The organism is Ramlibacter henchirensis, assembly GCF_004682015.1.
Taxonomy (GTDB): domain Bacteria; phylum Pseudomonadota; class Gammaproteobacteria; order Burkholderiales; family Burkholderiaceae_C; genus Ramlibacter; species Ramlibacter henchirensis.
The window spans coordinates 1,539,292-1,563,109 of the sequence record NZ_SMLM01000001.1; the positions used below are offsets into that span (position 1 = coordinate 1,539,292).

20 protein-coding genes are annotated in these 23,818 nt (G+C 69.4%); 13 read left to right on the forward strand and 7 right to left on the reverse strand.

Translation table 11 applies throughout. The features are described 5' to 3' along the window. The first annotated feature begins 11 nt into the window (after positions 1–11). Entirely contained in the window at positions 12–1,583 is a 1,572-nt protein-coding gene (locus EZ313_RS07635) for a glucan biosynthesis protein G (protein WP_135262584.1), read from the forward strand. Beyond that, positions 1,550–3,580: a glucans biosynthesis glucosyltransferase MdoH gene (gene mdoH / locus EZ313_RS07640; protein WP_135262585.1), complete on the forward strand. Its 2,031-nt coding sequence runs from the start codon at positions 1,550–1,552 to the stop codon at positions 3,578–3,580. The genes EZ313_RS07635 and mdoH overlap by 34 nt, the downstream gene beginning before the upstream one ends. Positions 3,581–3,601: 21 nt before the next feature. Here mdoH and EZ313_RS07645 read toward each other — a convergent pair whose 3' ends face one another. The 3 genes from EZ313_RS07645 to ffh all read right to left on the reverse strand — a co-directional run bounded on the left by EZ313_RS07645 (position 3,602) and on the right by ffh (position 7,281). Further along, positions 3,602–4,567: a tripartite tricarboxylate transporter substrate binding protein gene (locus tag EZ313_RS07645; protein WP_135262586.1), complete on the reverse strand. Its 966-nt coding sequence runs from the start codon at positions 4,565–4,567 to the stop codon at positions 3,602–3,604. A gap of 25 nt (positions 4,568–4,592) precedes the next feature. After that, positions 4,593–5,786: a M20 aminoacylase family protein gene (locus EZ313_RS07650; protein WP_135262587.1), complete on the reverse strand. Its 1,194-nt coding sequence runs from the start codon at positions 5,784–5,786 to the stop codon at positions 4,593–4,595. Between the two features lie 121 nt (positions 5,787–5,907). Further along, positions 5,908–7,281, reverse strand: a complete 1,374-nt coding sequence (gene ffh / locus EZ313_RS07655; RefSeq protein WP_135262588.1) for a signal recognition particle protein — start codon at positions 7,279–7,281, stop codon at positions 5,908–5,910. A gap of 53 nt (positions 7,282–7,334) precedes the next feature. On the opposite strand from ffh, the gene EZ313_RS07660 reads away from it, so the two are divergent. The 9 genes from EZ313_RS07660 to EZ313_RS07700 all read left to right on the forward strand — a co-directional run bounded on the left by EZ313_RS07660 (position 7,335) and on the right by EZ313_RS07700 (position 18,177). Next, on the forward strand, positions 7,335–8,129 hold the full coding sequence (locus tag EZ313_RS07660) for a cytochrome C assembly family protein (protein WP_135262589.1): 795 nt from the start codon (positions 7,335–7,337) through the stop codon (positions 8,127–8,129). Continuing rightward, positions 8,126–8,371 carry a PP0621 family protein gene (locus EZ313_RS07665; protein WP_420849283.1) on the forward strand — a complete coding sequence of 82 codons (246 nt, stop codon included), beginning with the start codon at positions 8,126–8,128 and terminating at the stop codon, positions 8,369–8,371. Before EZ313_RS07660 ends, EZ313_RS07665 begins: the two co-directional genes overlap by 4 nt. Beyond that, positions 8,371–10,074 (forward strand): sensor histidine kinase, encoded by a 1,704-nt coding sequence (locus EZ313_RS07670; protein ID WP_135262590.1) that lies wholly within the window; start codon positions 8,371–8,373, stop codon positions 10,072–10,074. The genes EZ313_RS07665 and EZ313_RS07670 overlap by 1 nt, the downstream gene beginning before the upstream one ends. Further along, entirely contained in the window at positions 10,071–11,606 is a 1,536-nt protein-coding gene (locus EZ313_RS07675; protein WP_135262591.1) for a sigma-54-dependent transcriptional regulator, read from the forward strand. Before EZ313_RS07670 ends, EZ313_RS07675 begins: the two co-directional genes overlap by 4 nt. After that, positions 11,590–12,174 (forward strand): 1,6-anhydro-N-acetylmuramyl-L-alanine amidase AmpD, encoded by a 585-nt coding sequence (gene ampD, locus EZ313_RS07680; protein ID WP_135262592.1) that lies wholly within the window; start codon positions 11,590–11,592, stop codon positions 12,172–12,174. Before EZ313_RS07675 ends, ampD begins: the two co-directional genes overlap by 17 nt. A gap of 374 nt (positions 12,175–12,548) precedes the next feature. After that, the gene (locus EZ313_RS07685) at positions 12,549–15,476 is read left to right on the forward strand and encodes a ribonucleoside-diphosphate reductase subunit alpha (protein ID WP_135262593.1); all 2,928 of its coding nucleotides are present in this window, start codon (positions 12,549–12,551) and stop codon (positions 15,474–15,476) included. A 131-nt stretch (positions 15,477–15,607) separates the two neighbouring features. Next, complete coding sequence (locus EZ313_RS07690) at positions 15,608–16,852, forward strand: ribonucleotide-diphosphate reductase subunit beta (RefSeq protein ID WP_135262594.1); 1,245 nt, start codon at positions 15,608–15,610, stop codon at positions 16,850–16,852. A gap of 190 nt (positions 16,853–17,042) precedes the next feature. After that, entirely contained in the window at positions 17,043–17,516 is a 474-nt protein-coding gene (locus EZ313_RS07695) for a histone H1-like DNA-binding protein (RefSeq protein WP_240788550.1), read from the forward strand. A 70-nt stretch (positions 17,517–17,586) separates the two neighbouring features. Then, complete coding sequence (locus EZ313_RS07700; protein WP_240788551.1) at positions 17,587–18,177, forward strand: alpha-ketoglutarate-dependent dioxygenase AlkB; 591 nt, start codon at positions 17,587–17,589, stop codon at positions 18,175–18,177. Between the two features lie 25 nt (positions 18,178–18,202). On the opposite strand, the gene EZ313_RS07705 is transcribed toward EZ313_RS07700, so the two are convergent. The 4 genes from EZ313_RS07705 to EZ313_RS07720 are packed head-to-tail and all read right to left on the reverse strand — an operon-like array spanning position 18,203 to position 21,329. Then, a complete protein-coding gene (locus tag EZ313_RS07705; RefSeq protein WP_338106295.1) occupies positions 18,203–18,844 on the reverse strand; it encodes a hypothetical protein in 642 nt (213 codons plus the stop codon). Further along, a complete protein-coding gene (locus EZ313_RS07710; RefSeq protein ID WP_135262596.1) occupies positions 18,841–19,815 on the reverse strand; it encodes an MlaD family protein in 975 nt (324 codons plus the stop codon). The genes EZ313_RS07705 and EZ313_RS07710 overlap by 4 nt, the downstream gene beginning before the upstream one ends. A gap of 5 nt (positions 19,816–19,820) precedes the next feature. Further along, on the reverse strand, positions 19,821–20,636 hold the full coding sequence (locus EZ313_RS07715; RefSeq protein WP_135262597.1) for an MlaE family ABC transporter permease: 816 nt from the start codon (positions 20,634–20,636) through the stop codon (positions 19,821–19,823). Positions 20,637–20,681: 45 nt separating this feature from the next. Continuing rightward, positions 20,682–21,329: a response regulator transcription factor gene (locus EZ313_RS07720; protein ID WP_135262598.1), complete on the reverse strand. Its 648-nt coding sequence runs from the start codon at positions 21,327–21,329 to the stop codon at positions 20,682–20,684. A 186-nt stretch (positions 21,330–21,515) separates the two neighbouring features. Here EZ313_RS07720 and EZ313_RS07725 point away from each other — a divergent pair, with 186 nt between their 5' ends. Both EZ313_RS07725 and gorA read left to right on the forward strand, forming a co-directional pair. Next, complete coding sequence (locus EZ313_RS07725; protein WP_135262599.1) at positions 21,516–22,406, forward strand: LysR family transcriptional regulator; 891 nt, start codon at positions 21,516–21,518, stop codon at positions 22,404–22,406. A 12-nt stretch (positions 22,407–22,418) separates the two neighbouring features. After that, a complete protein-coding gene (gene gorA, locus EZ313_RS07730; protein ID WP_135262600.1) occupies positions 22,419–23,786 on the forward strand; it encodes a glutathione-disulfide reductase in 1,368 nt (455 codons plus the stop codon). Positions 23,787–23,818 lie beyond the last annotated feature (32 nt).

Consider the following 23,818-nt stretch of genomic DNA (forward strand, 5'->3'; position numbering starts at 1 on the left):
CTGGTAGCAGCATGGCCTTGTTCCTTGCTGTGCGTCTCCGCGCGCGTTGCCTCCTGCTGGTTGCTGGGTGGCTGTTTGCCGCCAAGCTCGCGCTCGCCCAGAGCTGGGGGCTCGAATGGGTTGCCGAGCTGGCGCGCTCGCGCGCTGCGCAGCCCCTGCAGACCCCCGCCTCCGACCTGCCGCCGACGCTGGCCGCGCTCGACTACGACGGTTTGCGCGATATCCGCTTCCGCCCGGACCGCGCCTTGTGGCGCGATGCCGCGCTGCCGTTCGAGACGATGTTCTTCCACCGCGGCCGCTACCACCCACAGCCGGTGCGCGTGCATGAGGTCCTCGAAAACGGGCAGCTGCGCACCATCCCGTGGCGCAGCGGCGACTACGACTACGGCCGCAACACGATCTCGCCGCAAGGCTGGCCCGACCTCGGCCACGCCGGCCTGCGTGTCCACTACCCGCTCAACAACACCGCCTACAAGGACGAGCTGATCGTCTTCCTCGGCGCGAGCTACTTCCGCGCGCTCGGCGCGGGGCAGCAGTACGGCCTGTCGGCGCGGGGCCTCGCGATCGATACGGCAGGCGCGAGCGGGCCGGAGGAGTTTCCGCGCTTCACCGAGTTCTGGATCCAGCGTCCCCAGCCGGGCGCGACCGAACTGGTGCTGTACGCGTTGCTGGAGTCGCCACGCGCCACCGGCGCCTACCGCTTCGTCGTGCGGCCGGGCAAGTCGACCGTCGTCGAAGTGACCGCCCGCGTGTTCCTGCGCGCCGGCGTCACGCAGCCCATCGCCACGCTGGGCATCGCGCCCCTGACCAGCATGTTCCTGGCCGGCGAGAACCAGCCGCGGCCGGGCGATTTCCGCCCCGAGGTCCACGATTCCGACGGCCTGCTGGTCGAGAGTTCTACCGGGGAATGGCTTTGGCGCCCGCTGCAGAACCCGGACGAGCCGGTCGTCACCAGCTTCTCCGTGCCGGGCGTGCGCGGCTTCGGCCTGATGCAGCGCGACCGCGCCTTCGCCAGCTACGAAGACACCGAGGCCCGCTACGAACGCCGCCCCAGCGCCTGGGTGCGGCCGATCGGCGACTGGGGACCGGGCCGGGTCGAGCTGCTGCAACTGCCGACGCCCGACGAGACGCACGACAACATCGCCGCGTACTGGGTGCCCGCGCGGCTGCCCGCGCCCGGCGAGGCGATCTCCTTCGCCTACGAGTTGCACTGGCAGGGCGATGAGCCGCAGCGCCCGGCGGGCGCCTGGGCCGTGCAGTCCCGCCGCGGCCTGGGCTACCACCGCGCCGAGCAGGCCGCCGAACTCGCCGGCCAGGTGCAGTACGTGGTCGATTTCGCCGGGCCCGCGCTCGACGCGCTGCCGTCCAACGCGCTGGTGCGCGCGGTCGCGAGCAGCGATGCCAACGGCCGCATCGAGCAGCAGCTCGCCTACTTCAACCCCGCCAGCCGCAGCTGGCGCATGACCTTGCGGGTGCGTCCCGTCGATCCGGCCAAACCGGTCGAACTGCGCGCCTTCCTCCAACACGGCAACGAAACCCTGAGCGAAACATGGACCTACATCGTTCTTCCCGACGCCCACTGAGACAGGCCGGCGTCGCCGACGGCGGCGGGGCCTCGCCCGTTGCCGCGGCTTTACGCCGCAGCCGCCTGCGCGCCGAACGCCATCCGAATTCGGTGACGGCGCCGCCGATCCACCGCGGCTCCATGCCGCTGGTGCCGTGGCGCGGTTTCTGGAACGGCGTGGCGCTGGCGGTGCTCACGCGCCTGCAACGCGTCCTGGGCGGCGGCTCGCCGCGCCGGCGGGGGCCGCTGCAGCCGTGGGAGAAGGCCGCCGAACGCCGCCGTGCGGCGTTCGCCTCCATCGCGCTCCTGAGCAGCGCGATCGCCACCACCCTGTTCGCGAAGGCCCAGCCGCAGTACGACAACGGCTGGCTGTTCTACGGCGAGGTGGCGCTGTTCGCCGCGCTGTCGGCCTGGGTGGTCACCGGATTCGCCACGGCGCTGATGGGGTTCTGGGTGATGCTGCGCGGGGATGCGCACGGCATCTCGGCGCGGTCGGTGCGCGAGGACGCGCTCGCACCCGACGTGCGCACGGCCGTGATCATGCCGATCTGCGAAGAGCACGTGGCCACGGTCTTCGCCGGGCTTCGCGCGACTTGCGAATCGCTCGCCGCCACAGGACTGGGCCGGCAGTTCGATGTCTTCGTGCTGTCGGACAGCCGCGAGCCCGCAACGCTGGCCGCCGAACGCGCGGCATGGGAATCGCTGCGCACCGCGCTCGCCGCGCAGGCGGACGGGCCGCAGGTGGAGGTCTACTACCGGCACCGCTCGCGCCGCACGCACCGCAAGGCCGGCAACGTGGCGGACTTCTGCCGCCGCTGGGGCAACGACTACCGCTACATGGTGGTGCTGGACGCGGACAGCGTGATGAGCGGCGACTGCCTCGTGACGCTGGCCAAACTGATGGAAGCCCATCCCCACGCCGGCATCCTGCAGACCGCCACGCAGCCGATCGGCCATGCGACGCTGCATGCGCGGGCGCAGCAGTTCGCCTCGCGCGTGACGGGCCGGCTGTTCACGCTCGGCCTGCAGTACTGGCAGCTGGGCGAATCGCACTACTGGGGCCACAACGCCATCATCCGCGTGGCGCCGTTCATGGCGCACTGCGGGCTGGCGCCGATCCCGGGACGCGGCGGGCTGTCGGGCGGCATCCTGTCGCACGACTTCGTGGAAGCGGCCCTCATGCGCCGCGCGGGCTGGCACGTCTGGCTGGTGACCGACCTCGCCGGCAGCTACGAGCAGCCGCCGCCGGACCTGCTGTCCGAGCTGCAGCGCGACCGCCGCTGGTGCCAGGGCAACCTGCAGAACGCGCGACTGATCGCCGAGCCGGGCTTCCACCGCGTGCACCGCGCCATGTTCGCGATCGGCGCCATGTCGTACCTGTCGGCGCCGCTGTGGCTCGCGTTCCTGCTCTCGGGCACGGCGCTGTGGCTGTCGGGCGCACGCATCCTCGACTGGGAAGCGGCGCCGGCCGAGCTGCTGGCGCTCTGGGCCTGGACTCTGTGCATGCTGTTCCTGCCGCGCGTGCTCGGACTGGCGGGCGTGCTGATGCGCGGCGAGCAGCGCGCCTTCGGCGGCACGGGCCGCCTGCTGGCGAGCGCGGCGATCGAGACGGCGCTGGCCCTGCTGCAGGCGCCGGTGCGCATGCTGGCCCACACGCTCTTCGTGGCGGTGGCGCTCACCGGCATCCAGCTGCACTGGACCTCGCCGCCGCGCGAAGCGGCCGCGATCCGCTGCGGCGATGCGGTGCGCCAGCTGCTGCCGCTGACGGTGGTGCTCGTTGCGTTGGCCGCGGGGGTGGCCGTGGTGGACGCCGGCGCGGCGCTCTCGCTGCTGCCGGTGGCGGTGCCGCTGCTGCTGTCCGCGCCGCTGGCCGTGCTCACCAGCCACGTCGAGCTGGGCCTCTGGTTCCGCTCGCGCGGCCTGATGCTGGTGCCGGAGGAAGCGGGTTCGCCGCCGGTGCTGCGGCGTGCGCGACTGCACGCCGGCCGCGCGGCACGCGGGCTGCGCGCCGCCTGACGCGGCGCGCGAATTGCCGCGCTATTCGATGCGCGCGCCGGACGCCTTCACCAGCGCGCCGGCGCTGTCGTAGTCCTCGCGCAGCAGCTTCTGGAACTGGTCGACCGACAGGTTGCCGCCGACTTCCACGCCCAGGTTGGTCAGGCGCTGCTGCACGGCGGGATCGGCCAGCACCTTGTTCATCGCCGCATTGAGCTTGTCCAGTTCGGCCTTGGGCATGCCGGCCGGCGCGAGCAGGCCGATCCAGGAATCGAACTTGTAGTTGGGCACGCCGGCCTCGGCGACCGTGGGCAGCTCCGGCAGGAAGCGCGAACGCTGCGCGCCGGTGTAGGCCAGCAGCTTCACGCGCGCGTCCTGCTTGAAGGGCACGATGCCGATCAGCGAGGACACCACGCCCTGCACGCGGCCGGCGAGCACTTCGTTGACCGCGTCGCCGGTCGACTTGAACGGCAGGTGCTGCATCTGCAGGCCGGCCTGCGCGAGGAAATAGGCCATGCCCAGGTGCGTGGCGCTGCCGTTGCCGGCCGAGGCGTAGTTCATCTGGCCGGGCCTGGACTTCGCCAGCTTGACGTAGTCGGCGAGGTTGTTGACGCCCAGGTTGCCGGGCGCCGCGATCACGTAGCCCGAGTTGCCGATGTACGCGATGCCGGTGAAGTCCTTGATCGGGTCGTACTGGAGCTTGCTGTACAGGTGGCCCGCCAGCGTGTGGCTCGCGGCCGCCAGAACCAGCGTGTTGCCGTCGGCGGGCGACTTGGCCACCTGGCCGGTGCCGATGGTCCCGCCCGCGCCGGGCCGGTTCTCGACCACCACCGAGGCGCCGAGGGCCTGACCGAGTTCCGCGTTGAAGGTGCGCGCCACCGTGTCCTGCACCGCCCCGGGACCGAACGGGACCACGATGCGGATGACGCGCTGCGCCAGGGCGGGCGACGCCGCGGCGGCGGCGACGGTGAACGCCACCAGGGCGCGGGCGATGATGCGAGGGGTCATGGAGGCTCTCCTTGTTGTGCGGGACTCAGGGCTGGGCCAGCCACCGCTGCGCCAGCCGCACGAAGTAGCTGGCGCCGATGGGGATGATCTCGTCGTTGAAGTCGAACGAGGTGTTGTGGATGATGCAGGGACCGGGCCCATGGTCCGCCAGCCGGTGCCCGCCGTCGCCGTTGCCGATGAAGGCGTAGCAGCCCGGCTTCACGTGCAGCATGTGCGCGAAGTCCTCGGCGCCCATGACGGCCGGATAGCCCTCGTCCACCATCGCATCGCCCACCACCTCGCGCATCGCCTCGGCCGCAAAGCGCGCCTGGGCCTCGTGGTTGACCACGGGCGGCGACGCGCGGCGGAAGAAGACGTCGGCGGTGCAGCCGTGGGCGTGGGCGATGCCGCTCGCCAGCCGCCGCAGGCCTTCCTCGATCTTGTCGGTCGCCTCGACCGAGAAGGTGCGCACCGTGCCGCCGACCGAGGCCACGTCCGGGATGACGTTGGGCGCGTCCGAACCCCGCAACTGCGTCACCGCCAGCAGCGCGCGTTCGGTCGAGGCGATCACGCGCGGCACCAGCGATTGCAGCTGCTGGGCCAGGTCGATCACGGCGCCAACCGGGTCGATGCCCGTGTGCGGCATCGACGCATGCGTCCCGCGGCCGGTGATCGTCACCTTCCAGGTGTTGCTCGACGCCATCAGCGCTCCGTGGTTGAGCGCGAAGCCGCCCACGTTGCCGATCGGGAAGTTGTGCAGCGCGAACACCGCGTCGCAGGGGAAGCGATCGAACAGGCCGTCCTGGATCATCTTGAGCGCGCCCGCCTTGCCCATCTCCTCGGCCGGCTGGAAGATGAAGTTCACCGTCCCGCTGAAGTCGCGCGAGCGCGAGAGGTGCCACGCCGCGGCCAGCAGCATGGTCGTGTGGCCGTCATGGCCGCAGGCGTGCATGCGGCCGTCGTGCTTGGACCGGTGCGCGAACCGGTTCTCTTCCTGCAGCGGCAGCGCGTCCAAGTCGGCACGCAGGCCGATGGCGCGGCGGCCGTCGCCGCAGCGAAGCACCCCCACCACGCCGGTGCCGGCGATGCCGGTGTGGACCTCGATGCCCCACTCGCGCAGCAGGTCGGCGACCATCTTCGAGGTGCGGTGCTCCTCGAAGCCGAGTTCGGGATGCATGTGGATGTCGCGACGCAGCGCGACGAAGCGGGAAACGTCCGCGAACGAGTCGACGATGTTCATGGGCCGCAGGATACGGCAGCCAACATCGTCGAGCCGCGGTCTGCTCCCTCTCCCCCTCGGGGGAGAGGGATGGGTTGAGGGGGTTCCTGAAGCCGGCGCGACCGCCTGAGCCCGGCAGGGCTCAGAACGGGAGTTTGGGAACCCCGCCTTTTCCGCCCATTGCGCCCATCCGCTTCATCATCTTCATCAGCCCGCCGCCCTTCATCTTCTTCATCATCCCCTGCATCTGCTCGAACTCGTTGAGCAGGCGGTTGACTTCCTGGACATGGACGCCAGCGCCGGCGGCGATGCGGCGCTTGCGGGTGGCCTTGATGATGTCGGGCTTGCGGCGCTCGGCCGGGGTCATGCTGCAGATGATCCCTTCCTTGCGGCGGATGTCGCGCTCGGCCTTGTCCATGTCGACCTGGCCGGCCTTGGCCTGGATCTGCGAGGGCATCTTCTCCATCAGCGTGGACAGGCCGCCCATCTGCTTCATCTGCTGGATCTGGGCCAGGAAATCGTTGAGGTCGAAGCCCTCGCCGCTCTTGACCTTGGCCGCGAGCTTCTGCGCGGCCTGCATGTCGACGCCGGCCGTGACCTGTTCGACCAGGGCCACGATGTCGCCCATGCCCAGGATGCGCCCGGCGTGGCGCTCGGCATCGAACACCTCCAGGCCGTCGATCTTCTCGGACACGCCCGCGAACTTGATCGGCGCACCGGTGATCTGCCGCACCGACAGCGCCGCGCCGCCGCGCGAGTCGCCATCCATCTTGGTCAGGATGATCCCGGTGAGCGGCAGCGCTTCCCTGAAGGCCTTGGCGGTGTTGACCGCGTCCTGGCCCTGCATCGCGTCGACGATGAACAGCGTCTCGACAGGGTTGAGCGCGGCATGCAGGTCGCGGATCTCCCGCATCAGCACTTCATCGATCGCCAGGCGGCCGGCCGTGTCGACCAGCAGCACGTCGAAGTACTGCTTGCGCGCGTGGTCCAGCGCGGCGCGCGCGATGTCCAGCGGCTTCTGCTCCGGCGAGCTCGGGAACCACTCGGCCCCGGCCTGCTTCGTCACGGTCCTGAGCTGCTCGATGGCCGCGGGGCGGTAGACGTCGCCGGAGACGGTCAGCACCTTCTTGCGGCGCTTCTCGATCAGGTGCTTGGCCAGCTTGGCCGTGGTGGTGGTCTTGCCCGCGCCCTGCAGGCCGGCCATCAGGATCACGGCCGGCGGCTGCGCGGCCAGGTTGATGTCGGACACGCCCTCGCCCATCGTGGCGACCAGCTCGCGGTTGACGATGCCCACCAGCGCCTGGCCGGGATTGAGCGAGCCCACCACCTCGTGGCCCATCGCCTTGTCCTTCACGCGCGCGATGAAGTCGCGCACCACCGGCAGGGCGACGTCGGCCTCGAGCAGGGCCATGCGCACCTCGCGCAGCATGTCCTGCACGTTGGCTTCGGTGATGCGCGCCTGGCCGCGCATTTCCTTGACCAGGCGGGAGAGTTTGTCGGAGAGGGCGGAGGCCATTGGGTGTGCGCAAGGACCCGGCGAATGCGGGACGAGCGACTAAACTGCGGCCCATGATTCTAGCGAGTGGCTCCATGACGGGCGCCGTGCTGTCGCTGGCCGCGGCGGCGGCCTACGCCGTCCCGGCCGCGGCGTCCGCACGCCTGAGCCAGCGCGCCGCGCGCTGGGCGCTGGTGCTCGCCTGGGCGCTGCACGCGCTGGTGCTGGGCTGGACGCTGCTGGGCGACCCGCCGCGATTCGGCTTCGCGCCCGCCCTGTCCGTCACGGCGTGGCTCGTTCTGACGGTCTATGGCGTGGAGCGCGAACTGTTCCCGCAATTGCAGGCACGGTGGGCGCTGGCGGGCCTGGGTTCGGCGGCGGTGCTGCTCGCCCTGGTCTTTCCGGGCACGCCGATGCACGCGTCGACGCCGCTGCTGCCGCTGCACCTGGCGCTGGGCATCGCCTCTTATGGTCTCTTCGCCGCGGCGGTGGTCCATGCATGGCTGATGCGCCGCACCGAGCAGATGATGCGGCAGGCCGCCGAGCCGCAGGCCGGGCTGCCGCTGCTCACGCTGGAGCGCCTCACCTTCCGCTTCGCCGCCGCGGGCTTCGTGCTGCTGTCGGCCACGCTGCTGGCCGGCCTGCTGTTCGGCGAATCGCTCTACGGGCGCGCGTGGCGCTGGGACCACAAGACGATCTTCTCGGTGCTGGCCTGGTTCGCGTTCGCGCTGCTGCTGCTCGGGCGCGCCCGCTTCGGCTGGCGCGGACGCACCGCGGTGCGCGTGCTCTATACCGGCTCGCTGCTGCTGCTGCTGGCGTACGTGGGCTCGCGCTTCGTGCTGGAAGTGGTCCTGCGGAGCAACGCATGATGAAGTTCCTGCTGGTGCTCGCCGTGCTGGTGATCGCCTGGCTGGTATGGCGCTCGGGGCGCGAGCGCGACCGCGAGGATGCCCCGGCGGCCGCCCCGCCCGCCGGCGGCACCCCGGCGCTGCCGCAGGACATGGTGCGCTGCCCCGTGTGCGCGGTGCACCTGCCCCGGCCGGACGCCTTGCCGGGTTCGAGCGGCCGGCTCTACTGCTGCGCCGAACACCGGCGCGACGGCGGCAACTGATGTTCACCCAAGCGCCCGTCGAAGCTGCCGTGCAGAAGGCGGGCGCCACGCAGGATTCGGCCTTCGTGCGGCTGTGGCTCGGCTTCGCCACGGCGCGGGTGGCGGTCGGCGTCGCGCTCGTGCTGCTTCTGGCCGGCTCCATGCTGCTGGGGCCGCAGCCCGTGTCCGGCTGGCTGGTGGGCATGTGCGCCACCTACCTGGTCGCGGCGCTGGCGGTGCGGCTCTTCATGCGGCCGGCGACCCATCCGGGATCGGCGTTCGATCCGCAATGGGTGTCCAGCATCGGCGTGGACCTGCTGGTGTTCTCCTGCCTGCAGTTCCTGCAGGCAGGCGGCATCTATTACTCGCCGCTGTTCGCCGTCCCGGTGCTGATGGCATCGGTGCTGGGCTCCACGCTGCTGGCGCTGGGCACCGCCGCCGCCGTCGCCCTGATCCTGCTGGCCGAAGCCTGGGTGCTGGCCCTGGAGGCGACCGGGGATCTCGCGCACCGATTCCTGCAGGCGGGCCTCTCGGGCATCGGCTTCTTCGCGCTGGCTTTCCTCGCGCACCAGCTCGCGCTTCGGCTGGAGCGCGAGGAGACGGCCGCCCGGCAGGGCCGCAAGGCCGCGCAGATGCAGGCCCAGGTCAACCAGCTGGTGATCGCGACGCTGGGGGATGGCGTGCTGGTGGTCGACCTGGACGGCCACGTGCAGGCCGCCAACCCCGCGGCCCGCGAGCTGCTCGGTCCCGGCGCGCAGCTGCGCGAAGCGCCGCTGCAACTCGCCGCGCAGCCCGCCTGGTCGCAGGTGGCCGCGATGGCGCAGCGCACCTTCGAAACCGGGCAGCCCCAGGTGGCCGACGTCGCCGTCCAGCACGGCGCGGGCCTTCCGCGCCGCATGTTCGTCCGCACGCGGCTCGCCGCCGCCGGCGACCAGCCGGGCGACAGCCTGTGCGTGGTGTTCATGCAGGACCTGCGTGAGATGGAAGCGCGCCTGCGGACGGAGAAACTCGCCGCCATGGGCCGAATGTCGACCGCCGTGGCGCACGAAATCCGCAATCCCCTGGCCGCGATCTCGCAGGCCAACGAGTTGCTGGACGAGGAACTGAAGGAACCGGCGCAGCGCCAGCTCAGCGCCCTCGTGCGCCAGAACGCGCAGCGGCTGTCGCAGATCGTCGAGGAGATCCTCGATGTCGCACGCGTTCAGCACCACTCGCCGCAGGCCGGCACCGTCGGGCCCGAACTCGATCCGGCCGTGCGCGGTTTCGTGCAGGACTGGACCGACCAGAACCAGAGCGGCGGCCGCGTGCAGCTGGCGCTGGGCGCGCCCGGCGAGCACATCGCCATCGAGCCCGACCACCTGCGCCGCCTGCTGGTGAACCTGCTGGACAACGCGCTGCGCTACGCGTCGCAATCGCCCGACGCGATCCAGGTCGCCACCTCGGTCGAGGGCATGCCGGTGCTCACCGTGTGGAGCGACGGCGCGGCACTGGAGCCGGCGGTGGAGCGCCACCTGTTCGAACCGTTCTTCTCGTCCGAGAGCCGCTCCAGCGGCCTGGGCCTGTACATCTGCCGCGAACTGTGCGAGCGGCACGGCGCGCGCATCGGCTACCGCCGCCGGGCGTCGCCTGGAGGCGACGGCCGCGAGGGCAATGCGTTCTTCGTGGCCTTCCGCACGGCCGCGCCGCCCGCGGTTACGGCTGAGTTTGCCAAAATGACGGCGTGAACGCCCCGGCTGCCGCCCCCGTCGCCCAGGTCCTCGTCGTCGACGACGAACCGGACTTGCGCACGCTGTACGAGCTGACGCTGCTGCGCGAGGGCTACCACGTCGATTCCGCCGCCACGCTGGCGGACGCCTTCCAGCACCTGGAGGAGCGCCGCTTCGATGCGGTGATCACCGACATGCGGCTGCCCGACGGCCAGGGGCTGGAGCTGCTCCTGCGCATGGGCGCGCAGCAGCGCAGCGAACGGTGCATCGTCATGACGGCGTATGGCTCGGCGGAGAACGCGGTGGAGGCGCTCAAGGCCGGCGCGTTCGACTACCTCACCAAGCCGGTCGACCTCAAGCAGTTCCGCAGCGTCGTCGCCTCGGCCATCCAGGACCGTTCGTCGGGTTCGCGGGCGCGGGCGGCGGGCAATGGCCGCTCCGAGAAAGCCGCGTCCACCGGCCAGTCCGCGCTGGACCGGCTGGTGGGCAACTCGGCGCCGATGCAGCAGGTCAAGGAGCGCATCGCCAAGGTGGCCCGCAGCATGGCCCCGGTGCTGGTGCGCGGCGAATCGGGCACCGGCAAGGAACTGGCGGCGCGCGCGCTGCATGCCTGCAGCCATCGCAGCGACGGTCCGTTCGTCGCCGTGAACTGCAGTGCCATCCCGGAAGCGCTGCTGGAAGCCGAGTTCTTCGGCGCGCGCAAGGGCTCCTACACCGGCTCCACGGCCGACCGGGAAGGCTACTTCCAGGCCGCGAGCGGCGGCACGCTGTTCCTCGACGAGATCGGCGACCTGCCGCTGGCGATGCAGTCCAAGCTGCTGCGCGCGATCCAGGAGCGCCATGTCCGCGCGCTGGGCTCGACTCAGGAAGACTCGGTGGACGTGCGCATCGTCAGCGCCACGCACCGCGACCTGGCGGCCGACGTCGCGGCGGGCAAGTTCCGCCAGGACCTGTACTACCGCCTGAACGTCATCGAGATCCTGGTGCCGCCGCTGCGCGAGCGCCGCGAGGACCTGCCCGCGTTGTGCGAAGCGCTGCTCGCCCGCATCGCGTCCGAGACCGGCATGCCGGTGCCGACGCTGTCGAGTGCGGTCGCGGAACAGCTGGCCTGCCATCCGCTGGCCGGCAACGTGCGGGAACTGGAGAACCTGCTGCACCGCGCCGTGGCGCTGTCGGATGGCGAGGCGCTGCAGGTCGATGAGGCTGCCACCGCGCCGGCGCCGTTGCCGCCGCAGGCTGCAGCGCCCGCTGCGATGCCCGTGTTCACGCCCGCTCCGATCACGGTCCTTCCGCCGCCGGTCGCCGGTGCCGCCGTGACGGCGGATCCCGCGGCCCTGCAGGCGGCCCTGCTGCCCACGCCCAAGGACCTGCAGGCCTGGCTCGACCAGCAGGAGCGCGAGATCCTCGTGCGCACGCTGCAGGAAACGGGCTTCAACCGCACGGCCGCGGCGCAGCGCCTGGGCCTGAGCCTGCGGCAGATCCGCTACCGCATCGCGCGGCTGGCCATCGCGGTGCCCGGCGGCGAAGAGCCGAATGAAACCGCCGCCTGACAACGCGCTCTGGTCAGGCGGCTGGTACCGCTTCGCCCGCCGCCTCGATTCGCCCAACTTCGGTCCGCGGCCCGCCGGAGCGGCGATCGACCTGGTCGTGGTGCATTCCATCAGCCTGCCGCCCGGCGAATATGGCGGCGACCAGGTGCAGGCGCTGTTCACCAACACGCTGGACTGGCAGGCCCATCCCTACTTCAGGGCCATCGAGGGGCTGCAGGTGTCGTCGCATTTCTACGTGCGGCGCGGCGGCGAGCTGTGGCAGTTCGTGAGCTGCGACGACCGCGCCTGGCACGCCGGCACCTCGTCGTGGCAGGGCCGCGACAACTGCAACGATTTTTCGATCGGGATCGAACTTGAAGGCATCGAGGGCGGGCCGTTCGAAGCCGCCCAGTACGAGGCGCTCGCGGGCCTGTGCGCGGCGATCTCGCAACGCTACCCGGTGCGCCACATCGCGGGCCACGAGCACGTGGCGCCGGGACGCAAGCAGGACCCGGGGCCGGGCTTCGACTGGCCCCTGTTGCGCGACAGCCTCGGTTGGTTGCCCGAGTCCTTTCCACCAGTGACGTAGTTGCCAATCGCGCTCTGCGGTCGAGTTGCGTGCTCGCCGCGTGAGGCGCCGCGCGATCGCGCGCATCGCGTGAAATCGCCCCCTGCGTGTACCCACGCGCGCAGCAAGCAGCCGCGCGGCCTTCAAGGGCATTTCGGCCGCGGGACCGCGCCACATCTGGGCAGTGGATGATGGTTCTCGAACTTGCGCGGCCTGCACGCGCGCGACGCGCCGGGAACCCACATGCTGTCCACAGCCTCTCCACTTGTGATCCACGGGTCAGCCACTAGGTATAGTGGCTTGCCCTGTCCCGGGACCCTATATATAGTGCCCCGCAGGTGGAGGACCGTTACTCGCGTCCCTTCCTAGAACAACCACACCAGCAGAGGAAAGACATGCAATCTGTGTCAAGCGTCGCCAGCACTTCCCCGCAAACCGTGACCGCGATCGGCACTGCGCCCGGCACCGGCCAGCCCGCCGCCAACCCGCTGGCGCACTACCAGATCATCCGGCGCAACGGCGCCGTGGTTCCCTTCGAGCCGAACAAGATCGCCATCGCGATGATGAAGGCCTTCCTGGCCGTGCACGGCACGCAGGGCGCCGCCTCGGCCAGCGTGCGCGAGACGGTCGACGGCCTCACCCAGCAGGTGATCCGGGCGCTGGTGCGCTCGCGCCCGGGCGGCGGCACCTTCCACATCGAGGACGTGCAGGACCAGGTGGAGCTGGGCCTGATGCGCGGCGGCCATCACGACATCGCCCGCGCGTACGTGCTGTACCGCGACCGCCGCGCGCAGGAGCGCGCCAGGCAGGGCACGCCGGCGGTGGTGGAGGCGCCGCTGCTGCACGTGGTGGACGGCGGCCAGCGCATCCCGCTGGACATGGGCCAGCTGCAGGTACTGATCGTGAACGCCTGCGCCGGGCTTTCGGCCGACGTGAAGCCGGATCCGATCGTGTCCGAGACCATGCGCAACCTGTACGACGGCGTGCCGATCGACGAGGTCTACAAGGCCGCGATCCTGGCGGCGCGCACGCTGATCGAGAAGGATCCTGACTACACCTACGCCACGGCCCGCCTGCTGCTGCACACCATCTTCAAGGAGGTGCTGGGCCAGGACATCGCCCCGGGCACGTCGGCCGAGGCCTACGCGGACAACTTCCCCCTCTTCATCAAGAAGGGCGTGGAAGCCGAGCTGCTCAATCCCGAGCTGCTCAATTACGACCTCAAACGGCTGGGCGCAGCGCTCAAGGCCGACCGCGACCTGAAGTTCGACTACCTGGGCCTGCAGACGCTGTACGACCGCTACTTCCTGCACGTGCGCAAGACCCGCATCGAGCTGCCGCAGGCCTTCTTCATGCGCGTGGCCATGGGCCTGGCGCTCAACGAGATCGACCGCGAGGCGCGCGCCATCGAGTTCTACGAGGTGCTCTCCAGCTTCGACTTCATGTCGTCCACGCCCACGCTGTTCAACAGCGGCACGCTGCGTTCGCAGCTCTCGTCCTGCTACCTGACCACGGTGCCGGACGACCTGGACGGAATCTACGAGTCGATCAAGGAAAACGCGCTGCTCTCCAAGTTCGCGGGCGGCCTGGGCAACGACTGGACGCGTGTGCGCGCCCTGGGTTCGCACATCAAGGGCACGAACGGCGAATCGCAGGGCGTGGTGCCGTTCCTGAAAGTGGTCAACGACACCGCCGTGGCGGTCAACCAGGGCGGCAAGCGCAAGGGCGCGGTCTGCACCTACCTGGAGAGCTGGCACCTGGACATCGAGGAATTCCTCGAGCTGCGCAAGAACACCGGCGACGACCGCCGCCGCACCCACGACATGAACACGGCCAACTGGATCCCGGACCTGTTCATGCGCCGCGTCATGGAAAAGGGCGAGTGGACGCTGTTCTCGCCCTCCTCCGTGCCGGACCTGCACGACAAGTTCGGTGCCGACTTCGAAAAGGCCTACGTCGCCTACGAGGAGAAGGCCAGGCGCGGCGAGATCAAGCCCAGCAAGACAGTGCCCGCCTCCGACATGTGGCGAAAGATGCTCTCGATGCTGTTCGAGACCGGCCATCCCTGGATCACGTTCAAGGATGCCTGCAACGTGCGCTCGCCGCAGCAGCACGCGGGCGTGGTGCACTCGTCCAACCTGTGCACCGAGATCACGCTCAACACCAGCGACACCGAAACGGCCGTCTGCAACCTCGGCTCGGTCAACCTGATGCAGCACCTGAAGGACGGCGCCATCGACCAGGAGAAGCTGCGCAAGACGGTCTCCACCGCGATGCGGATGCTCGACAACGTGATCGACATCAACTACTACGCGGTCAAGAAGGCGCGCGACTCCAACCTTCGCCACCGCCCGGTGGGCCTAGGCATCATGGCCTTCCAGGACGCGCTGTACGAACTGCGCATCCCCTACGCGTCGCAGCAGGCCGTCGAGTTCGCCGACACCTCGATGGAGGCGGTCTGCTACCACGCCTACTGGGCCTCCACCGAACTGGCCCGTGAGCGCGGCCGCTACTCCAGCTACAGGGGCTCGCTGTGGGACAAGGGCGTGCTGCCGCCCGACACGCTGGACCTGCTGGCGCGCGAGCGCGGCGGCTACGTGGAGGTCGACCGCTCGTCCACGCTGGACTGGGACGCGCTGCGCCGCAAGATCGCCCAGGACGGCATGCGCAACAGCAACTGCATCGCCATCGCGCCGACCGCCACCATCTCCAACATCATCGGCGTGGACGCGTCCATCGAGCCGTGTTTCGGCAACCTGTCGGTCAAGTCCAACCTGTCCGGCGAGTTCACCGTCATCAACCACTACCTGGTGCGCGACCTCAAGCGTCTCGGCCTGTGGGACGACGTGATGGTCATGGACCTGAAGCACTTCGACGGCTCGCTGCGCCCGATCGACCGCGTGCCGCAGGAGATCAAGGCCCTGTACGCCACCGCGTTCGAGGTCGAGCCGGTGTGGCTGGTGGAAGCCGCCGCGCGCCGCCAGAAGTGGATCGACCAGGCCCAGTCGCTGAACATCTACATGGCCGGCGCGTCGGGCAAGAAGCTGGACGACACCTACAAGCTGGCGTGGGTCCGCGGCCTGAAGACCACCTACTACCTGCGCACGATCAGCGCCACGCACGCGGAGAAATCCACGGTGCAATCGGGCCGGCTGAATGCGGTGTCTTCGGATGCAGGCGGCGGACTGAATGCCACCGCGAACGGATCGATGTCCGCACTCGATGCGGCCGCCGCCGCCGCGCAGGCGCAGATGAATGCGACGCCCGCCACCGACATCAAGTTCTGCGCGATCGACGATCCGTCGTGCGAGGCTTGCCAATAGGAATCGAAGCAAAGGTATCGGCGTTCTCCGACAGGACGCCGATGCAAACGAGCAACACAATCGCGGCGTGATGTGAACGGAAACTTTTCAATACACATCACTGCCCGGATAATCCGAGCACTGGACATCACATGCTGACCTGGGACGACGAAGTCAAGCCCCAATCGCCAATTCCGCCGAACAGCGGTTCAAACTGGAACCGCGAGGTGAACGTTTCACCTTCGCAGCAGGCGGCGCTCCAGATCCAACCCCTGAATTCCTCCGATCCGCTGCCTTCGGTTCGCACGCTCGACGACGGCGCGCGTGTCCCGGTGGCGCAGCCGGCGGCCGCCGCCCGCAAGGCGGAGCCCGCCCGCCAGAGCCGCGTGAACGCGGCCGACAAGCGGATCATCAACGGCCAGACCGACGTCAACCAGCTCGTCCCCTTCAAGTACAAGTGGGCCTGGGAGAAGTACCTGGCCACCTGCGCCAACCACTGGATGCCGCAGGAAGTGAACATGACGCGTGACATCGCGTTGTGGAAGGACCCCAACGGCCTGACCGAGGACGAGCGCCGCATCATCAAGCGCAACCTCGGCTTCTTCGTCACCGCCGACTCGCTGGCCGCCAACAACATCGTGCTGGGCACCTACCGCCACATCACGGCGCCCGAGTGCCGGCAGTTCCTGCTGCGCCAGGCCTTCGAGGAGGCGATCCACACCCACGCCTACCAGTACATCGTGGAGTCGCTGGGCCTGGACGAGGCGGAGATCTTCAACGCCTACCACGAGGTCTCGTCGATCCGGGACAAGGACAATTTCCTGATCCCGTTCATCGACGCGATCATGGATCCCAACTTCCATACCGGCACGCCGGAAGCGGACCAGAAGCTCCTCAAGAGCCTGATCGTCTTCGCCTGCCTGATGGAAGGCCTGTTCTTCTATGTCGGCTTCACCCAGATCCTGGCGCTGGGCCGGCAGAACAAGATGACCGGTGCTGCGGAGCAGTACCAGTACATCCTGCGGGACGAGTCGATGCACTGCAATTTCGGCATCGACCTGATCAACCAGCTGAAGCTGGAGAACCCGCACCTGTGGACGGCCGAATTCAAGGCCGAGATCCGCGGCCTGTTCATGAAGGCCGTCGAGCTCGAATACCGCTATGCCGAGGACACCATGCCCAGAGGCGTGCTGGGCCTCAACGCCTCCATGTTCAAGGGCTACCTGCGCTACATCGCCAACCGGCGCGCGACGCAGATCGGCCTGGAAGCGCTCTTCCCCAACGAGGAGAACCCCTTCCCGTGGATGAGCGAGATGATTGACCTGAAGAAAGAGCGCAATTTCTTCGAAACCCGCGTGATCGAGTACCAGTCGGGTGGCGCGCTTTCCTGGGATTGAAAGGCAACTGCGTAGCAGTTTGGGTTCGTGAGATTCGCCCGCACTCCTGACCGGCCGCAAAGAGCCGGCATGGTGCGGGCCACGGTGTTCATGGCGCTGGGCCCAGGCCCAACGCCATGGATCGCTAGCAGCCGCCAACAAGGCAGCTAGTGCTTCTTTGGTTGATGTTGATGTCAACTTGAACAGGAGAATGGAAATGGCAACTGCGAAGAAAGCCGCCGCCAAGAAGACGACGGCGAAGAAGGCTACGGCCAAGAAGACCACGGCCAAGCGCCCGGTCGCGAAGAAGGCTGCGGCCAAGCGCCCGGCCGCGAAGAAGGCTGCGGCCAAGCGCCCGGCTGCGAAGAAGAGCGCGGCCAAGCGCCCGGCGGCGAAGAAGTCCGCTGCGAAGAAGACCACGGCCAAGAAGACCACGGCGAAGAAGTCCGCCGCGAAGAAGACCACGGCCAAGAAGGCGACCGCGAAGAAGAGCGCCGCCAAGAAGGCGCCTGCGAAGAAAGCGGCTGCGAAGAAGTCGGCTGCGAAAAAAGGCGGCGCCAAGAAGGCCGCCAAAGCCCCTGCTGCAAAGCCCGCGGCTGCGCCGGCCGCGACCGCGGCTCCTGCGGCGCAGACCACTCTGAACCCGCAGGCCGCCTGGCCTTTCCCGACGGCTTCCAAGCCCTGAAGCGGCAGTACGCGCTTCATCCCAAGCCCGGCTTCGGCCGGGCTTTTTGTTTGGGCTCAAACTGCAGCGCGTGAACTCCCCGCAGACCGACCTCTTCGGTTCGCCGCCGGCCCCGCTACCGAACGGAATGCGGTACGAGCCGGATTTCCTCACTGCGGAACAGGAGGCGGCGTTGCTGCGCCAGATCGAGGCGCTGCCGCTCGCGCCCATGAAGTACCAGGGCTTCACCGCCCTGCGGCGCGTCGTGAGCTACGGCGGCCAGTACGACTTCAGCACGCAGCGGCTGAACGAGGCCGAGCCGATCCCCGACTGGCTGCACCCGCTGCGCGAGCAAGCCGCGCACTGGCTCGGCATCGCGCCGGAGCGCTTCACGCAGTCGCTGGTGGCCGAGTACCGTCCGGGCACGCCGCTGGGCTGGCACCGCGACGTGCCGGACTTCGAGGACGTGGTGGGCATCTCGCTGCTGAACGACGCCGTGATGCGATTTCGGCCCTATCCGCCGAAGGATCCCAAGCGCGCCGACGTGATGAAGCTGACGATCGAGCCGCGCTCGATCTACCTGCTGCGCGGCCCGGCGCGCTGGGAGTGGCAGCACAGCGTCTCGCCGACGAAATCGTTGCGCTACTCGATCACCTTCCGCACGCCGTCGCACCGCCGCTGATCGCAGCCGGCGATCGCGTCTGGACTCATCCCTGCCCGCCCGCGAGCGCGATGCGCCGGCGCAGCCGCGCCGCCTCTTCCTGCGCGCCGCGCTGCTCCGCCAATCGCAACTGCGCGCCCAACCACGCGAGCAGCGGCCTGCGCCATCCCTGTCGCGATGCGGTCTCGGCCGCCACTTGCATCAGCTCCGGCGACCCGCGACCGGAGCGCATGAGGACCCCGGCGGCGACCAGCCGCGAAAGCGGATCGGCCATGGCCTCGACTGCCTTGGCGTCCGCAGCCCCGCTCGCTACTGCGCGATGCTGCTGCGGCAACAGGTCGGGCGCAACGCGCTCTCCTTGCAGGTACGCGGCATAGGCCCGCTCGGCGTCCGGCGAGTCCACTCGCAAGGCGTCGAACCCCGCGCAGGCCTCGAACACCAGGCTGGCCACCTGCAGCGCACAGCGGGTGAGCTCGGCGCGCGCCACCAATCCCGGCTGTGCCGTGGCGGCCAGCTCACTGCGGGCCCGAGCGAACTCCGCGTCGGCGGCGCGCTGCTGCCCGGTGAGCCAGGCCTGCTCGAAGCGCTGCAGCGCGCCATGCGCGCTGACCTGCCAGTCCGGCGCCTGCGGCTTGCTGCCGCAGGCCGCGAGCAAAAGGGCGAGCGTTGCGGCGCAGGCGATCCTCACGGCAGCTTGATCTCCGTCTCGCGCGCGAAGGGCCATTTCCGGTTGATCTCGTTGATCAGCGAGTCGATCTTGCGCAGGTTGGCCTCGACGTCGCCGCGCAATGTGCCCAGGTCCTCGGTGGCGCCGCGCACGTTGGCCCCGACCGCCTGCGCCTCGACCAGCACCGAATCGATCTTCTTCAGGCTGGCACGCGTATCGGCCAGCAATCCGTTGAGCTGCACCACCGTCGCGCGCGTCTCGCGCACCACGCCCTCGGGCCCGAACACCTGCGTGTCCGCCTTGGCGGCGAGCGTGTCGAACCGCGCCAGCAGCGCGTTGGTGCGCTCGAGTGTCGCCACCAGCTTGCGCGCATCGGCATCGTTGCCGAACAGCACGCCCAGTGCCCCCTGCGGCCCCTTGAGCTTGTCCGTCAGCGCCTGGACGTTCGCGATGCTGTTGCGCAGCGCGGCGTCGGTCGAAGTCATCGCGGTCAGGTTCTCCAGCACCTCGCGCGCCGACGCGATGACACGCGGCAGTTCGGCCGTCGCGTCGCCGCGCAGCACGGGCCGCTCGGCGCCGTCGGCCAATGGCGGATCGGTCAGCACGCCGGTGAACGCGCGGATCGCGGTGCCGCCCACGAGTCCCCGCACCAGCGTGAACACGCTGCTCGTGCGCAGCCAGTGCGCGTCCTTCTGGGCGACGTCGATGTGGATGCGCACCTCGCCGGACGGGCCGAGCTCCACGCGGCGCACGCGTCCGATCGGGAAGCCCGAGAACGTCATGTCCATGCCGACCGACACGCCTTCGGAGTCGTCGGTGGTGAGCACCAGCTGCTGCGTCGGCTCGAACACGCCCCGTGCATACAGCAGGTACGTCACGGCGGCCGCGATCAGCAGCACGGTGAACAGCAGCAGCAGGCGGGCCTTGGCCGCGAGATGGGGCACCGGCGGCGCGGCGGCGGGTTCGGAATCCTGCAGGGGCGTCTGGTCCATCGCGCCTAGTAGTAGTTGCCCACCAGCGAGACCGACTCGAGCAGCAGCAGCACGGCGAACATGCGCACCAGGCCCTGCAGCGCCGCGCTCTCGCGCGAACTCGGGGCGGCCGCGTAGTCGTCGTACGCGCCCGAGGCCATCGGGATGACGGAGACGGCGAGCGCGAAGAACACGGTCTTGATGGTGAAGATCAGGCTCACCGACGGGTTGAACACATGGCTGAACATGCGCGTGTACGCCGGCAGCCCCGCGGGCGTGAGCTGGTAGACGGCCAGGTAGGCCAGCACCGCGGCCACGAAGCAGCTGAGCGCCGCCAGCGTGATGGCGGAGAACGCGCCCGCCAGCATGCGCGGCAGCACCTCGCGCACCAGCGGATCCACTCCCGCGCGCCGCAAAGCCTGGAAGCGTCCGGTGCGCCGCATCTCCGCCAGCGCGGCGCCGTTCGGGATCGTGCAACGCAGCGCCACAAACAAAGCCGCCGTCAGCGGGATCAGCTCCAGCACCAGCACGCGGATCACCATCTCCAGCGCGTACTGCGACAGCCCGTAGCTGCGCGCCGTCACGACGACGATCCGCGTCAGCACCACCGTGAGCAGCGCGGAGAGCATCGAGAACCCGAGCAGGATCGGCGCGGTGTCGGTCCACGCATGCCGGGCGAGGGCCGCGCGCATGCGCGGGTCGCGGTAGCTCGAGGGGGACAGCGCCAGCACCAGCAGCACCGCGCCGAAGAAGATCACCTCCCACCAGCTCACCAGCCAGCGAAGCGGCGAGACCGTCGCGGTCGCGACCGGACGATGCTGCCGGAGAGGGGCCGGGGTCATGCGCCGCATGATAGCGGCGCGTCTGGGGCAGTGCGCCCTTGCCGGTCAGCCGAAGAGGGTCACGAGCCTGGAGCGGGAAGGCACGCCGAACAGCGCGAACAGGCCGGACAGGTAGTTCTTGACCGTACCGAGCCTCAGGCCGGTCTTGGCCACGATCTCCTGGTTGTTCTTGCCCTGGAGCACGAGGTCGAGGATCTCGATCTCGCGCGCCGAGAGCGTGGGGGCCGAGGGCTCCGAACTCCGCCGCGCGGGCTTGGCCCAGCCCGTTTGCCGGCGCGCGGGCTCCAGCAGGTTCACGAAGTCCGACAAGGCCGCCCTCAGCAGCGCGGGGTCGCCGGACTTGTCCAGGAACTTCTCGGCGCCCAGGAAGCGGGCTTCCGCCGCGATCGCTTCGTCCACCGCACCGGACAGCACCATGATGCGGCTGCGAGGATGGCGGCGCTTCAGGGTCAGCAGGGACGCGAAGCCCTTGCTGTCCGGCAGGTTGAGTTCGAGCAGCACGAGTTCCACCGAGTCTGCGTACCTGTCGTACACGTCCAGCGCCGCGGCGAGCGAGGGCGCCTCCAGTACTTCGAGCTCGCTGGAGAGCGAAGCGCACATACGGACCACGCACATGCGGACCAGCGCGTGATCGTCGACCACGAGGATCCGGCGGTGCGGCGACGCGGTGGTGAGGGGTTCGGACGAAAACATGATGCTTGCCTCCAAATACGAGTGAACAGCGGATGTCGCGCGGGGCCTGCGTGCGAACGGTTGAGTTGCGCTCCCTTGCTCAGCGACCTTCCCTGCGAAAGGACCGGGATTCTGGTTTCCACTCGCACGTGGATCAATGCGAACCTGCGGACAGGACTCCTGCGCAATCTGGCTTAATCGCCCTCGATGGACAGGTTCCGCGCGATCGAGGTGTTCGTGGCCATCGCCGACCACGGCAGCCTGACGGCTGCTGCGCGCGCGCTCGATTCCTCGCTGCCGGCGGTGGTCCGCACGCTGGCCGCCTACGAGGCCAGCCTGCGCGTGCGCCTGTTCAACCGCACCACCCGCCGCGTCACGCTGACCGACGAAGGCCGGCTGCACCTGGCGCACTGCCGCGACGTGATGGAACGGCTGCGGACCGCGGAAGCCGAGCTGACCAGCGGGGCCGCCGAGCCCGCGGGCCAGCTCACCATCACGGCACCCGTGCTGTTCGGCGAGCTCTACATTGCGCCCGTCGTCACGCGCTTCGTCGCGCGGCATCCGCAGCTGCGCTGCTCCGTGCTGCTGGTGGACCGCCTGGTGAACCTGCTCGAGGAAGGCATCGATGCAGGCATCCGCATCGGCCGGCTGGAAGACTCGTCACTCGTCGCGCACCAGCTCGGCTCGGTGAGGCGAGTGGTCGTGGCCAGTCCGGCCTACTTGCGCCGCAACGGCACGCCCAAGCACCCGCGCGACCTGGGCCAGCACAACTGCATCCGCCTGATCGCCGGGCCCAATGCCTGGGGCGGCTTCCAGGAGCGCGGGCGGCCGCTGCAGGTCACCGTGCGCGGAAACCTCGAGTTCAACCAGGTCCTTCCGGCCGTGCAGGCCTGCGCCAATGACGCCGGCGTGGGGCAGTTCTTCTCCTACCAGGTCGCGCCGCTGGTGGCCGGCAGGAAGCTGAAGATCGTGCTGCAATCGTTCGAGCTGCCGCCCGTGCCGATCAGCATCGTCTATCCGCATGCCCGGCTGCTTCCCGCGCGCACCCGTGCTTTGGTGGACTGGATGCGCCAGGAGATCACGCAGTTTCGCGACTAGCCGGGGAGCCTCATGCGACACGAGCACGACTTCGACTTCTTCGTCATAGGCGGCGGCAGCGGGGGCGTGCGCGCGGCGCGCATGGCGGCCCAGCGCGGCGCGCGCGTGGGGCTGGCCGAGGCCGCGGCGCTGGGCGGGACCTGCGTCAACGTCGGCTGCATCCCGAAGAAGCTTTACAGCCATGCGGCGCACTACTCGCACGACTTCGCCGATGCGGCCGGCTTCGGCTGGGACGTGGGAGAACCGCGCCTGGACTGGGCGCGCCTGAAGGCCAATCGAGCGAAGGAGATCGCCCGGCTGAACGGCGTGTACGAACAGCTGCTCACCGGCGCCGGCGTGCAGATCCTGCGCGGCTGGGCGCAGCTGGTGGACGGCCACACCATCAAGGTGGAAACCACGACCGGCCCACGCACGCACACGGCCGGCCACGTGCTGATCGCCACGGGCGGCACGGCTTCGGTGCCGCCGATCCCCGGCGCCAGCCTGGCCGTGACGTCCGACAGCATGTTCGACCTCGCGCCCTTCCCGCGACGGCTGGTGGTCGTGGGCGGCGGCTACATCGCCTGCGAATTCGCGTCGATCTTCCGTGGCCTCGGCGCAGAGGTGACTCAGCTCTACCGTGGAGAGCAGATCCTGCGCGGCTTCGACGACGAAGTGCGGCACTTCATCGCCGGCGAGATGCTCAAGACCGGCATCGACCTGCGCCTGGGCACCGAGGCCGAATCGCTGTCGAAGGCCCCGGGCGGGATCGAAGTGATGCTTCACGACGGCAGCCGGCTCGAGGCCGACACGGTGCTGTTCGCCACCGGGCGGGTGCCGAACGTCGAAGGACTGGGGCTGGATGCGGCGGCCGTGCGCCAGGGCAAGCACGGCGCGATCGAGGTCGATGCGCATCACCGGACGTCGCTGCCTTCCGTGTTCGCGGTGGGCGACGTCACCGCCCGCCTGCAGCTCACGCCGGTGGCCCTGGCCGAGGCGATGGCGGTGGTCGACCACCTGTTCGGCGACGGCCGCCGCCGAATGGATTACGACGGCGTGCCCACCGCGGTCTTCACCCATCCGAACATCGGAACGGTGGGCCTCACCGAGGCGCAGGCCCGCGAGAAGTTCGCCCACGTGGCCGTGTTCCGCAGCGACTTCAAGCCGCTTCGCCACACCCTGAGTGGAAGCAGCGAGCGGTGCCTGTTGAAGCTGGTGGTCGACAGCGCAAGCGACCGCGTCGTGGGCCTGCACATGGTCGGACCCGATGCAGGCGAGGTGGTGCAGGGCTTCGCGGTGGCGATGAAGGCGGGTGCGACCAAGGCCTTGTTCGATGCCACCATCGGGATTCACCCTACGGTGGCCGAGGAGTTCGTCACCATGCGCGAGGCGGTGCGCTGAAAACAGGAACGCCGTCGACCCGAAGGCGGACG

Bases quoted from the DNA above. Each gene is read 5' to 3' on its own strand.
- mdoH (WP_135262585.1), top strand. From the start codon at position 1,550: ATGGACCTACATCGTTCTTCCCGACGCCCACTGAGACAGGCCGGCGTC.
- ffh (WP_135262588.1), bottom strand. From the start codon at position 7,281: ATGGCCTCCGCCCTCTCCGACAAACTCTCCCGCCTGGTCAAGGAAATG.
- EZ313_RS07670 (WP_135262590.1), top strand. From the start codon at position 8,371: ATGTTCACCCAAGCGCCCGTCGAAGCTGCCGTGCAGAAGGCGGGCGCC.
- EZ313_RS07645 (WP_135262586.1), bottom strand. From the start codon at position 4,567: ATGACCCCTCGCATCATCGCCCGCGCCCTGGTGGCGTTCACCGTCGCC.
- EZ313_RS07650 (WP_135262587.1), bottom strand. From the start codon at position 5,786: ATGAACATCGTCGACTCGTTCGCGGACGTTTCCCGCTTCGTCGCGCTG.
- EZ313_RS07660 (WP_135262589.1), top strand. From the start codon at position 7,335: ATGATTCTAGCGAGTGGCTCCATGACGGGCGCCGTGCTGTCGCTGGCC.
- EZ313_RS07720 (WP_135262598.1), bottom strand. From the start codon at position 21,329: ATGTTTTCGTCCGAACCCCTCACCACCGCGTCGCCGCACCGCCGGATC.
- EZ313_RS07690 (WP_135262594.1), top strand. From the start codon at position 15,608: ATGCTGACCTGGGACGACGAAGTCAAGCCCCAATCGCCAATTCCGCCG.
- ampD (WP_135262592.1), top strand. From the start codon at position 11,590: ATGAAACCGCCGCCTGACAACGCGCTCTGGTCAGGCGGCTGGTACCGC.
- EZ313_RS07715 (WP_135262597.1), bottom strand. From the start codon at position 20,636: ATGACCCCGGCCCCTCTCCGGCAGCATCGTCCGGTCGCGACCGCGACG.
- EZ313_RS07710 (WP_135262596.1), bottom strand. From the start codon at position 19,815: ATGGACCAGACGCCCCTGCAGGATTCCGAACCCGCCGCCGCGCCGCCG.
- EZ313_RS07635 (WP_135262584.1), top strand. From the start codon at position 12: ATGGCCTTGTTCCTTGCTGTGCGTCTCCGCGCGCGTTGCCTCCTGCTG.
- EZ313_RS07695 (WP_240788550.1), top strand. From the start codon at position 17,043: ATGGAAATGGCAACTGCGAAGAAAGCCGCCGCCAAGAAGACGACGGCG.
- EZ313_RS07685 (WP_135262593.1), top strand. From the start codon at position 12,549: ATGCAATCTGTGTCAAGCGTCGCCAGCACTTCCCCGCAAACCGTGACC.
- EZ313_RS07665 (WP_420849283.1), top strand. From the start codon at position 8,126: ATGATGAAGTTCCTGCTGGTGCTCGCCGTGCTGGTGATCGCCTGGCTG.
- EZ313_RS07725 (WP_135262599.1), top strand. From the start codon at position 21,516: ATGGACAGGTTCCGCGCGATCGAGGTGTTCGTGGCCATCGCCGACCAC.
- gorA (WP_135262600.1), top strand. From the start codon at position 22,419: ATGCGACACGAGCACGACTTCGACTTCTTCGTCATAGGCGGCGGCAGC.